Source organism: Pleomorphovibrio marinus (assembly GCF_003347495.1).
GTDB classification, from domain to species: Bacteria; Bacteroidota; Bacteroidia; order Cytophagales; family Cyclobacteriaceae; genus Pleomorphovibrio; species Pleomorphovibrio marinus.
Genome location: NZ_QCXY01000005.1, coordinates 81,872 through 93,941 on the forward strand (window position 1 = coordinate 81,872; position 12,070 = coordinate 93,941).

A 12,070-nucleotide genomic window follows, 5' to 3' on the forward strand; every position below is an offset into this window, starting at 1 on the left:
CTACATCTAGACTGGGAAATGGCCAAATCTAATCTTTCAACTACTTTTGGCATCTATAAAAGATAGGGCGATATTTTTCCTTATCTATTTATTGCCCCATTAGCATATCTTAACAAGGATATTTTTCGCGTATAAAACTCAAACTGTATCTTCGTTGACATAAACTGGTAGTAAGGGAATTAAGCCGGAGTACGGTTAATTCGATCCTGAGAGGATCTCCTTGCCGATAAGAAACCAGTGGTTTATCCATGAAATCTATCTTATTTATATTTTTCCTATCCATCACTGCCTTATCTGTTCAGGGCCAGGTGTTAACGGGGAATATTATAGATGTATTGGATCAATCCTACCTGAATGGCGTAAAGGTGGAGAATATCCGGACAACCGCGACTTTTACCAGTAGAAACCTTGGATATTTCCGTATGGAAGTGCAATTGGGGGATTCGGTGGTTTTCAGCAAAGAGGGCTATGTCACCCATGTCATCGTGGTAAAAGAAACAGACCACAAGGTGGTTTCCATGACCTTTGATGCAGTAGGCCTGCCTCCCGTTGATGTTTTCGGCGAAAGGCCTTCCCTCTATATCCCGGGTGTTTCCCTGGACAGGGATCCGAACAGAAAACCAATGGGGCCCGGCAGGATCATGCCCGGCCACAGTGGATCTGCTACAGAGATGACCCCGGGCGTTACCCTGGACGGCCCCATTTCCTATTTTACCAAAAGGGAAAGAAACAAAAGACAGTACAAGCGGGCAATGGAAAAGCTCGCAAGGCAAGCTGCATATTTGGAAGTGATACAGTCAGATTCCATAAAGCAGGTCCTGATGGACCGGTTTGATCTACATGAACCTGAACTGGACGAACTGATCATCGGCTTTAATACTTATCACCGTGAACATGAATTTTTGGATATGGACCATGACACGGTGCTGGGATTGCTGTATGAGTTCTTAAACCAAAATATAATTAGGAGAAGGGAATAGTTGGCTGATTGACCTTCAGGAGCTTTTGGGATTTAGCATATAAAGGCACTTAATTGGATGATTTTTTAGGCTACTTTAATCATTCAGGAACTTTAAACCATGCACTTCAAGGATAAAACAACCTAAGATAGCATCAGATCTTTTATGCTTCTCCATTACCTCCTTACGGGGGAATACCTCACCTCTATCTGCCTGGACAAGTCCTTCCTCAATTTCGGACCGCTCTTCCCCGCTGATCCCGTCCCACCAGTCCACTTCCTTTTTTCCATGTAATGAACTCATTGAGTATCTTGGTGTCATTTAGTCCCACAAGCCATTCTATCAAACGTAATTTCTCTGTCTGTATGTCCATAAAGCCGCCATTTTCCAAACCCCAGCCAGAAAGTGTTCATAATGGCGGGTATTTGGTTGCTAATAAGTTCTTTCGTAAGCCATTGCAAATAGCAGAAAACGGATTACGTCCTCCAAGTAGATTAGAAATAGTAGGGTGTAGTGGATACTACACCCATCCATTGGATTTCGGTAATTCCTTCGGCATCATCAGGGATGCTCCCCAACAGCCTGGCTCCTCCTAAAACAGTCCACCAGACTGTTTTTTAACGCTCGGCCCTCAATCTCATCCTAGGTATAGTTTTCTGTAGCTGATCCATCTACGTTCTTGAGTTTGTTGCTCTCCCTATAATAGCAATATGTTAAGTAACTATTATTGTTTTAATAGAAATTTTTATTCAACTTCTTTCCATTCTATGACATTGGTTACTAGATAAGTTGAAAGTTTATGGCATTCATAATTTTTCCCGTTATTCTTATCTTTATATTCCTTAAAATCCTTACATTCAAGGAAAAGTGGAGTTTTTTGCATAATTTTTCCAATATTAACTGCTACTGCTTTTAAATAAAATCTTTTGTAATAAAGACCGCAAAAAGGGTTGAATTCAGTTTCATTATATCCAGAATGTGTCCAAAAAATCTCTTCAAGATGAGATTGAAGAGGAGTTACCGTAATTGGATTAAAATCCAATGATAGATGATTTTCTTTTTCCCTCATCAGTCTATTTAAATCAATAATATAATAACCCTGTTTATAATTCTTTAAATTAACTGATAAATCCCCGTCAATCATGCCACCAACTTTGGTTACTGCATCTTCTCCTGAAATATATGATTCAACATAACTTTCATATAGAAAAATCCCATCTAATGTATCATAACTAATTTCAGTTTGAATACCAATTTTATTAGATTCAATTAAATCACTTCCTTTTTTTTGATTTAAAGAAGTTCTATTGCAACATGAAAATGCCAAAATAATGAAGAATAAAAATAAAATTTGGTTAATTTTCATCGTGTTCTAGCCTCCCTATCTTTAAATTTTTATTTAGTATTGCGTTAGAATCCTTTTGAATAGGGTAAACTTTACATGGATCATATCTTTCCAGTGTAGGAGTTGTGGAATATATTGCCTGACCACGGTTATCCTGACGATGCAACTCGCCAGCCATGTTATGGATACCTACTTCATGAACAATTACTTCTTCCGGTGAAAGTCCACCAGCAAACCCAGGGTTAAGAGTAACTTGTAGATCCGATCCCACCCCAGTTCCTGCTCGGGCACCATCACCAGGTCTTAAGTTGCCCTCTGCATCCTTAAACGGTGAATTAGATGTATATACTTTACTGTTCCTACCTCCGTCTCCTCCAAAAGTAGCGTCAAGGTTTGAAGGGTCAACAACATCAAAATTCACGTCATATACAACATTTATTTTGTATCCTCCATTCTTTTTCCATTCCCACTTTTTTGAAAAGTTTGCCGGCTTTTCATTCACCGGTATCTCTGAAGTATATAATGTAGTATTCCCTTTACTGAATAACTTATTAACCCTTGTCTTATCTATTTGACCATAGATCGCGGGAAGGTTAGGGGTATTTGCAATTTGAAAATCCTTCTTTATTGTAATTTAAACAGTTCTTGTTTCTGAATTGACGTTTGTTATTAAAAGTTTTTCAAGGCCCTCCAAATCAATGCTTTATATTACATCATTTTCAGCAATGGCATACGGACTGTTCCAAGAAAAATCCCTTGCCAACGGATCCAAACTCAAAAACCTCGCAATACTCGGATTGTAGATCCGAAACCAGTAGTCGTAATGGCTCCCTGAGCCCCATTCGCCATTGCTATCCTCCTCCTTCCCGTTGAACCCATATCGGTGTACGTTTACCCCTTACCCCTCCTCTCCCAAAGACATAATATACAATACAATGGCATCCAAATCCCTACTGGATAGCACGCCCAAAAAGCTGGGCATCTCTCCCTCATACCCTTCTACGACCTTCTCTCCGGGATCTACGATGGACTCGTGCAAATATTCCTCGTCGGCGGTCATACTTGTACCGTCCTTGAATTCACGTACAGATCCATAGAGGCCTTTCATCGTAGGTCCCTGTTTGCCCTTGGTCTCCCTGTCCACGGCATGGCAGGCGATGCAGCCCATCTTTATAAATAGTTCCTCCCCCAATTCTTCGGTGGGAAGTGCTTCTTCCTCATTGCTGGCAAGGGTAAAATCAAAGTCTGCTATCGTTCCATCCACATCCACCTCACCAAATCCTTCCGCCAATAAGTTTGGGATAGGCAGGTCATTGACGGTAAACCACACCTGGTCTTTCATCGCAGTGCCATCTGCGGCCATAAGGTCGTATTCCACCTCCATCTGATCCACCTTCAGCATGTCCGGTATGACCAAGAACACGGCCTTTGCATCCTCAGAAATTTCTACCCCTGCAATGGGCATGTTCTCCTCTCCTACTTCTCCATCCATGCGGAAATGGCCGGAACCGTATTTTTCCGTCCTTTGGTAGTTCCACCGTTTTACGGTGAAATTGGCGATGTCCAGGGCCTTTTCCCTTTCCAGTTCAGTGCCGAAACGTATCATCACCCCACCTTCCCTGGCCTGTAGCTTTTCAGGCATCACATTGGTCTTTCCGGTATGCCGCAGCCTCAGCAGGGCGCTCAGGGTATCCGAGGCATGACCCCAAAGGGCAAAGCCAGTGATGTACATCCAGCCGTCACCGGGATTCATCTCGCCCTTCATGGTGGGAGCGGGAAAATGGGCATGGATAAGCGATACGGCCCCCTGCACCGCATTTCCAGTGCTGTCGATCAAGACCTGGAACAAGCCCGGTCTACCATAGGACAGGTGTACCATTTTTCCGTTTAAGGGGCCCATCTTTTCACTATGTGCCCAGACCTGGCTCACCCCTGATCTGTCCACCGCATGGGGTATCCAGGTAAGCGGAGGGGTAGGCTCAGGAATCTCCTCCCGGTGTGCAGTGGCAGCCACTCCGTAATAGTCACCCTGGCCGATCAGCATCACGGGGGTGGATGGCATGTGATGCCCCTGCTGATCCGATCCACTTAGTATGCCGGTCTTCGGGTCTATGCCCAAATAGGGACCACGGAAACCCGATGCCACCATCGCCAAGGATCTGCCATCGGCCGACACCTTCAATACCGCTCCCCCATGTTGGGAACCGGCCCTAAACCCCATAATGGATTTTGGGCTGCTGGTTTCCGGGCCCATGTCCAGGGATCCGAACTTGGAGATATAAAACCCTCCCTCGGGATTGACCACCATATCGCTGGCCCATTCCCTGGTTTCTATGGATTGGGCCATGATGTTGGAAAAATTTTCGTAATAATCGGCCTCCCCGTCCCCATTCAGGTCATGTAACCTGAGGATGCCTTCTTTGCCAAAGACATATACCTCATCGTCCACTATGGCAAGGGACTGGGGTTCGTACAGCCCAGAAGCAAATCTCCTCCAAGAAAGTCTGTCCAACCCCTCAGAAATGCCCTCCAGTATCCACACATCCCCCTCAAAGGTGACGATGGCGGCTTTACTTTGGTCATAAAAGTCCATGTCCACCACCCGCACATTACGCTTCCAAGGATTGGGAACGGGCAAGGTGAGTTGGTCAGTGACAAACAAAGCGGTATCAGGGGCCATTCTGCCTTTAGTAAGGACCTCTCCCTCCCATCGCTGTTTGGTTCCTTTTTTAAGGTCCGGAAAATCAAGCTCCATATCGGCAAGGGCACCCTCCAGTGTCCCGGAATTGCCATCTCCCCCTTGACTTACCCCGACTGCCAGCGTCAACTCCTTGTCCCTTGGGGCTACTTCCAGCACCAGGTACCTATTGTCCACCACCTTAATTTCCGCATTCTTACCGGGTACCTGAAGGGTCGCAGAGGTTATTTTACCGTCCTTTTTCAAGTTTCCCAAAAGAGGGGAAACGGATTCCCCTTCTGCATCCCTGACCTCTGCCAGGGTAAGATAAAGGGGGCTGTCCCCCGGCGCCACCTTAAATTTCCTGGTAAATACAATTTCTTGACCGGTGTCTCTGCTGCCCGGCACCTCATGTATCGCCACGCCATCCACTTCATAGGCCAGTACCAGCTCCTCCCCGGATAGGTAATGCCCATTCCATCGGGCCATGCTGGGATCCAGGGGACCCCAAGATGGGGCACCTGGATAGGGGTTGGCGGGCCTGGGGTCCTCAAAGAGCGCCTCTCCGGAGGACCAGCCCGGGTACTGTCCGGTTGCAAAGTGGGGGGTTCCCCCTATTCTGGGGATCTCGTTCTTTTTTTCGTAAAAGTCCTTGTAGGAGATCTGGGCCATGGTGACCATGGGAAGAAAGTCCCCCGTCCAAGCCACCGACCAACGTAACATGTCAGTATCAAAACAGGCATAGGCCTCATTGCCAAGCCGCATGGCCAACACCCTGGGCGAAATATTGTCATCCGGAAAGGAAGCACCGAGGTTTCGTGCATCCATGGAGGTGGTGATATAGGGGAAATCCAGCTCCACAAAGTCTGCAAATTCCACTTCCTCGAAGTTCACTGAGGATATGAGTTCCTCTTCTTCCTTGCAGGAAGACAGCAAAAGTACTGCAAGACAAACAATAACAGATGGGTGAAAGAAAATGTAAAAAAAAGAGGGAATATTATATATTCGTAAATTGTTCATGGTCATAGAGGAAATCCTACATTTTTGGACAGCAATTAAATGCAAAAGCCCCACAATCCCAAGGATAATTTGATTTTCGGCACTGGGTATAGTTTCCGGCACTGGGTGTAGTATCCACTACACCCTACTTTCAGAAGTAAACTTGGGGAACGAATTCTCTAAAAGGCCATTTGCAATGGCCAAATAACCATACAATCTGGGAGAAACCTGCTAAATGATTTACTGAGCCTAGGTGTTGTATCCACTACACCCCTTTATTAAGAGGCAAACTTGAGAAAAGTAAACTTTAAAATGCCATTTGCAATGACCCATGCAATCTTGAGAAATCTGTCAAGCGGTTTTGCCTTAATTTGGATTAGGCACCCACCTCTATTTTATTCATGCACCGCCACGGCAATTTTCGAATCCGCCGTGCCATAGTAAAGGAACCATTTGCCCTGAAAAGAAACCATACCCTCGATAAAACACACCAAATTGATCTGACCTTCTATTTCATAGTCCTTTTCAGGGGTTAAAAAGTAATTTTCCATTCTATCTATCAATTCGTAGGGCTCATTTTTGTCAAAAAGTGCCTGCCCCGCAGAATACGCTCCAGGAGCCAAAGTTTCATCCCTGCCCTCGTCCTCCAGGTTCATTCCATTATACAGCAAAAGCACCCCCTCTTCCCGCAGTAGGGCAAAGGGTCCCGGCTCTACCAACCTGCTGTCAAAATAGCCCCTCCTAGGCTTCAGCACAGATTTGAGTTCCCCGTTGTCATCCAGCAAGGGCTCCCAGTGGATCAGGTCTTCCGAATAGGCCATAAAAATATCCGTATCCCCAAAATACATCCAGTACCTCCCATTTACCTTTTCGGCAACCACCTGGTCACCTTCCTGCTTGGCCAGAATGGCTCCAGCTTTACTCCAAGTATCGGAAAAGTCACCTCTTAACACCCTGCCATGTTTGTCCCAATTCCGGAGGTCTTTGGAGCTGGCAAGCATTAGGCGTGCTACTTCCCCATCGTAGGAAGTGTAGGTCATTACATAAGAGCCATCCGGAGTGGCCACCACTCTGGGATCCTCCACCCCTCCATCCCACTCTAGCACCTTAAGGCTGTCATTCTCGGGATAGAAAACAGGAGAAGGCTCTTTCTCAAAATTCAATCCATCCTCACTTATCGCCAATCCAATTCTGGAAGTGCCAAGGTTAGAACCAATGGAGTCTTCGGCCCGGTACAAAAGGTGTACCTTTCCTTCCCTAACCACTGCGGCGGGATTGAAGACGTCCTTGATCTCCCAATGGACCTCTTCTTCCAAGATGGGACAAATAAAAGTAAGGTCACCTGGGGTCAATATAGGGTTAAGGCTATCTACCTTGACGAAGGGTGCTAGTGCCCAGTCCTCATGGACGTCCTGCTCCTCTTCCTTAGGGGATTGACAAAAGGAGAACACCATGGAGATGACTGTGAGTAGGGTCAAAGCCCCTCGCTGATTGAAATAGACCTTCATTGTTCGAGAATCAATAGTTCCACTCTACGGTTTTTTTCCCTTCCTTCCTCTGTCTGATTGGAGGTGATGGGTCGGGTACCTCCATGTCCGGTTACCCGGATTTTTTCGAAAGGCACTCCCTTTAGCACCAATTCATCCCTTACCTTGGCCGCTCTTTTTAGGGAAAGTTCTTTATTTAGTTGTACGCTGCCAAAGCTGTCCGTATGGCCCTCCACTTGAATCAGGGACTGTGGGTTTTGAGACAGGAAATAGGCAATCAGTTCCAAAAATTCCCCTGTGATTTTATCGGCAAATTCCGCTGTACCGCGTTGAAAGTTCACCTGGTCCAAAATCAGCCTATTTCCAGCCATTGCAGGAACAAGTGTTGGAGATTCGGGCCTTTCTTCCCAGTCAATGGCATAGGGCATATATCCTTTCACCAACACGTATGCACGTAAGTCTTCCAGAGGCCCCCAATAGTTTTCCAGGTTCTCAATGCGCTCTCCGTATTTATCCATAATGCTTACCTCAGCCTCCGGAAAATGGCTCTTTAAACTTGCCAAATAATCAACAGCAGTAGGGCTTGGGCTGGGGGATTCTATGCTTGAAGATTCTTCTGCTGCACTTACCATTGGTTCTGGGGTGTAGGGCTCTGGTTCTTCCTTTATTTGCTCATGGCCAGGTTCCTCCTCTGCTAAAGGCAATTCTTCCTTCTCGGGAGGTATTTGAGATTCATAAGGACTGAGATAAATATTGCCATATCCCTCACTACTGATGGTTCTTGAAAAAAAGGCGTTATCCCCTTTGGGATGCAGCCCATAATGCAGGATTTTCCCTTCCTCAGGAAGGCCGGGTACAGGTTGTGGGGTGGACCAAGAGGTAAGGTTTTTATCATCTATCCGCTTTGCGAAGAACACCCCTGTACCCGATACCCTTCCATGGCCATTGGATGAAAAAAACAGGGATTGCTTATCCTGCGTCATGAAGGGGGTTAATTCCTGGTAGGGAGAATTGATAGCAGCCCCCAGATTAAGTGGCCTGGACCATTTTCCGTTTTCCCCTTTTTCTGTCACATAAAGGTCTTCGTTGCCCAGTGCACCGAAGGATTCCATGGAAAGCAGCATCAAGTCCCCCTCTGGATGCAGAAAACCACTAAAGGTATTACCATGGTTTTCAAATCCAGGGATATCAAGTTGTTGTATTCTTTGCCAGGATTCCCCAGTTTTCCGATAGGTGAAAATCCCCTGAATGCGTTTGCCATCATCGTGGTACACAAAAGCAGTTCCAGATGTATCAAAACCCAGGAGCATGTCCAGTCCTTCTGTACTGAGTGAAGGGACTTGTAGTGGCTTAGCCCATTTGTCCCCATCCGCGTGGGGAGCAGCCAGCCAAATATCCCCGGGATCTTTCTCTTTACCCAAATTTTTCGGGTGGAAGGCCCTCGTAAAATATAGGGCATCATCTGGGCCAACCCTCGGATGGGACTCGTCATAGGGGGAATTCACTTCCTCCAAAGCAGTTTGGCCAAATAAGCTACCCGAGATGATAAGCATTAGAAAGGCTATTATTTGAACGCTTGGAATTTGCATAAGTATTTCCTTATTGACCCAAAACAATGGCAAAGATCAATGGGGCTACAATAGTGGCATCTGACTCAATGATATATTTGGGTGTATCCAAGCCCAGCTTACCCCAGGTAATCTTCTCATTGGGCACCGCCCCGGAGTAAGAACCATAAGAGGTGGTGCTGTCGGAGATTTGACAGAAATACCCCCATAACGGGACATTGTCCCTCTGCAAGTCCTGATGCAGCATAGGCACTACACAAATGGGAAAATCGCCGGCTATTCCACCACCAATTTGGAAAAAGCCCACGGTGCTGTCATCCAGTGCATTTTGGGTATACCAGTCGGCCAAAAACATCATGTATTGGATCCCACTTTTTACCGTGTGTACATTTTTCACATCCCCGGAAATACAATGGCCCGCATACATGTTGCCCAAGGTGGAGTCTTCCCAGCCAGGCACGATGATCGGAAGGTTTTTCTTGGCAGCCTCCAAAAGCCAACTGTCCTTGGGGTCTATTTGAAAAGACGCATCCAATTTTCCTGAAAGTAAAATTTTGTAGAAAAACTCATGGGGGAAAAAACTATCTCCCGCGCTGTCGGCTTTTACCCACTCCTCCAAAATCACGTCCTCTATACGGCGCATGGCTTCCATTTCAGGGATACAGGTGTCGGTCACGCGGTTCATATGTCTTTCCAGTAGATCTTGTTCCTGCTGTGGAGAAAGGTCCCGGTACCCGGGTAACCTTTCATAAAAATCATGGGCCACTAAGTTAAAAACGTCCTCCTCCAAGTTGGCACCCGTACAAGAAATTATATGTACCTTATCTTGGCGGATCATCTCAGCAAGGGACAAGCCTAGCTCAGCGGTGGACATGGCTCCTGCCAGGGTGACCATCATTTTTCCATTGTGATCCAGATGGGCTTTATATCCTTCGGCGGCATCCACCAATGCAGCCGCATTAAAGTGCCTATAGTGATGTTTTAAAAACTTGGTGATTTCCATGTGATGTTGGGTTAATTTTTTAACTGTTCAAGATTCAAATTTACAAGGGCTGTGCCAAACAAAAAAACCCGGCTAAACCGGGTTCCCTCTTTGCTTTTTTACATGGGCAATTTTACTCTTCGTTTTCAGAATCGCTTTCTGGTCCTGCTGTCTCTTCCTTCTTGGAGGCAGCTTCTGGATCAGCCTTTCCGCTTTTCTTTTTGTAGTTGTCGTTGATACCCCTTACCACAGATTCTGTCACGTCCAATGAGTTGTCTGCATACCATACTCCACCACCTCTGGTGTAGGAAAGTATCATTTCCAGATCCTTTTCCTTGGCATAGTCCTGAAGGTATTCTTGGATCATGTCATAGACATCATTGTAAAGTTTGTTTTCATCGGCGGAAAGTTCCTGCATCAGGTTATCCCTATAGCTGACAAGGTTACGTTCCTTTGCCACCAATTCCTCTTGCTTGGCCCTTTGTTGGTTCATGGTCATGTTGCCAGCAGTCTGTTGGAAGCTGGAAACTTCCTGTTCAAACCCTCTCGCACGATTGGAAAGCTCACTTTCAAACCTTTTACCCTTCTCTTCGATTTCTTCCGATTTCTCCTTATAATAATCAAACTTGTTGATTACACTGTCAGTGTGGATGTAGGCGATTTTAAGGTCTGTGATATTCACCTCTGCTGCTGGATTGTCGGTTGTGCCAGTAGGGGAAGTATTGGAGTCACAAGCCCCAAACATGATTGCGCCCATTACCCCGACACACATTATCCTAATTAATTTCTTCACTTTTTGGTAAATTTTAATGTTTCGGGGCAAAGTTAGGAAAACTTGCCTTTCCACAAACTTTTCGAAGCAGGTAAACTGTTAAAAAATTTTAAAGCTACTTCCTTACTCCATTTTTACCCTACATACAACCCCTTGCCCAAACAGGGATATCCCCGCATTAATAATTATTAGAGAAAGTGTGCCTAAGCCAAACCAAGCCAGAAAATCAGCTTCTTCATATTTCAGAATAAGGGCTTCCCCAAACACACTGAGACCAAACCCTATCAACACCAACCCCGATATGGAATACAGCAACCAATTTCTTTTTGTCTTGCGCATAATGTTATGGTTTTATACAATTAAAAGTACATCTCTTGTGCCAAACGGTAAGTATTGGCGTGGGCTTCTAGAATATCGCTTAACCGCTCGGAATATCCACCACCCATACAACACATGATGGGCACGGAGTTGTCCTTAGCGGCTTTCAACACCATTTTGTCCCTTTCTTTACAGCCTTGCAGGGTTAAACCTAACCTTCCCAACTTATCTGTCTTTAAGACATCCACTCCACTTTGGAAAATCAAAAATTCAGGCTCCAGTTTATCCATCAATTCATTCAAGTTTTCACCCAACAACTTTAAATAGGCACCATCGCCTGTGCCATCAGGAAGCCCTATGTCCAAGTCTGATTTTTCCTTCTTTAAGGGGTAGTTGGATTCACCATGCATACTGAAGGTATATACCCTGGGTTCGTCTTTGAAAATTACGGCCGTTCCATTGCCCTGGTGAACATCCAGGTCCACAACCAGTATTTGGTTAAGTCCATGCCTGTCCAATAGTACATGTGCAGTAATGGCTATGTCGTTTAGCAGGCAAAAACCCTCTCCCCTATCTGCATAGGCATGGTGTGTCCCACCTGCTATATTCATTGCCACACCATGTTGTAGAGCATATTCAGCCGCAGAAACCGACCCTTGTGCGATTTGAATTTCCCTTTCCACCAACTTCTTACTCAAGGGAAACCCCGTCTTTCGAATCTCGGATTTATTCAGGCTCAAACTCTGTAGTTTTCCCAAGTAGACAGAATCGTGGGCATGTAATATCCAACGCTGGGCCAACATGCCAGGTTCAAAGAAATTGTCAGGCACGAGTGTACCTTCATAAAGTAACTGTTCGGGCAAAAGCTCGTATTTGGCCATGGGGAATCGGTGCCCCTCCGGAAGTGGGTGGGCGTAATTTTCAGACCATGCTACTTTTAACATAGAAAAGGTAATTTATTGA

At 45.6% G+C, this 12,070-nt stretch carries 12 protein-coding genes and 1 pseudogene; 2 read left to right on the plus strand and 11 right to left on the minus strand.

Going from position 1 to position 12,070, the window contains the following annotated elements; translation table 11 throughout:
* Positions 1-248 precede the first annotated feature (248 nt).
* Positions 249-980, plus strand: a complete 732-nt coding sequence (locus tag DB520_RS14100; RefSeq protein WP_114750374.1) for a hypothetical protein — start codon at positions 249-251, stop codon at positions 978-980.
* Positions 981-1,055: 75 nt separating this feature from the next.
* On the opposite strand, the gene DB520_RS14105 is transcribed toward DB520_RS14100, so the two are convergent.
* Positions 1,056-1,262 carry a hypothetical protein gene (locus DB520_RS14105; protein ID WP_114750375.1) on the minus strand — a complete coding sequence of 69 codons (207 nt, stop codon included), beginning with the start codon at positions 1,260-1,262 and terminating at the stop codon, positions 1,056-1,058.
* Between the two features lie 62 nt (positions 1,263-1,324).
* Here DB520_RS14105 and DB520_RS14110 point away from each other — a divergent pair, with 62 nt between their 5' ends.
* A complete protein-coding gene (locus tag DB520_RS14110) occupies positions 1,325-1,555 on the plus strand; it encodes a hypothetical protein (RefSeq protein WP_114750376.1) in 231 nt (76 codons plus the stop codon).
* Between the two features lie 149 nt (positions 1,556-1,704).
* Here the strand turns inward: DB520_RS14110 and DB520_RS14115 are convergent, their stop codons facing one another.
* The 10 genes and pseudogenes from DB520_RS14115 to DB520_RS14160 form a co-directional block, all read right to left on the minus strand.
* Positions 1,705-2,325: a hypothetical protein gene (locus DB520_RS14115; RefSeq protein ID WP_114750377.1), complete on the minus strand. Its 621-nt coding sequence runs from the start codon at positions 2,323-2,325 to the stop codon at positions 1,705-1,707.
* Positions 2,315-2,806, minus strand: coding sequence for a hypothetical protein (locus DB520_RS14120; protein WP_114750378.1), 492 nt, complete (start codon positions 2,804-2,806; stop codon positions 2,315-2,317). The genes DB520_RS14115 and DB520_RS14120 overlap by 11 nt, the downstream gene beginning before the upstream one ends.
* Positions 2,807-3,007: 201 nt before the next feature.
* Positions 3,008-3,178 (minus strand): annotated as a pseudogene (locus tag DB520_RS27665) (RHS repeat-associated core domain-containing protein); the annotation flags it as partial.
* Between the two features lie 24 nt (positions 3,179-3,202).
* On the minus strand, positions 3,203-6,001 hold the full coding sequence (locus DB520_RS14130) for a DUF6797 domain-containing protein (RefSeq protein WP_232834982.1): 2,799 nt from the start codon (positions 5,999-6,001) through the stop codon (positions 3,203-3,205).
* Positions 6,002-6,375: 374 nt separating this feature from the next.
* Positions 6,376-7,488, minus strand: a complete 1,113-nt coding sequence (locus tag DB520_RS14135; RefSeq protein WP_232834983.1) for a glycoside hydrolase family 130 protein — start codon at positions 7,486-7,488, stop codon at positions 6,376-6,378.
* On the minus strand, positions 7,485-9,056 hold the full coding sequence (locus DB520_RS14140) for an OmpA family protein (protein ID WP_157972085.1): 1,572 nt from the start codon (positions 9,054-9,056) through the stop codon (positions 7,485-7,487). The genes DB520_RS14135 and DB520_RS14140 overlap by 4 nt, the downstream gene beginning before the upstream one ends.
* Before the next feature lie 10 nt (positions 9,057-9,066).
* The gene (locus tag DB520_RS14145; protein ID WP_114750381.1) at positions 9,067-10,038 is read right to left on the minus strand and encodes a deoxyhypusine synthase family protein; all 972 of its coding nucleotides are present in this window, start codon (positions 10,036-10,038) and stop codon (positions 9,067-9,069) included.
* Between the two features lie 112 nt (positions 10,039-10,150).
* Entirely contained in the window at positions 10,151-10,810 is a 660-nt protein-coding gene (locus DB520_RS14150) for an OmpH family outer membrane protein (RefSeq protein ID WP_232834984.1), read from the minus strand.
* 102 nt (positions 10,811-10,912) lie between these two features.
* Complete coding sequence (locus DB520_RS14155; protein ID WP_114750382.1) at positions 10,913-11,128, minus strand: hypothetical protein; 216 nt, start codon at positions 11,126-11,128, stop codon at positions 10,913-10,915.
* A 20-nt stretch (positions 11,129-11,148) separates the two neighbouring features.
* Positions 11,149-12,051 carry a histone deacetylase family protein gene (locus tag DB520_RS14160; protein WP_114750383.1) on the minus strand — a complete coding sequence of 301 codons (903 nt, stop codon included), beginning with the start codon at positions 12,049-12,051 and terminating at the stop codon, positions 11,149-11,151.
* Positions 12,052-12,070: the final 19 nt, after the last annotated feature.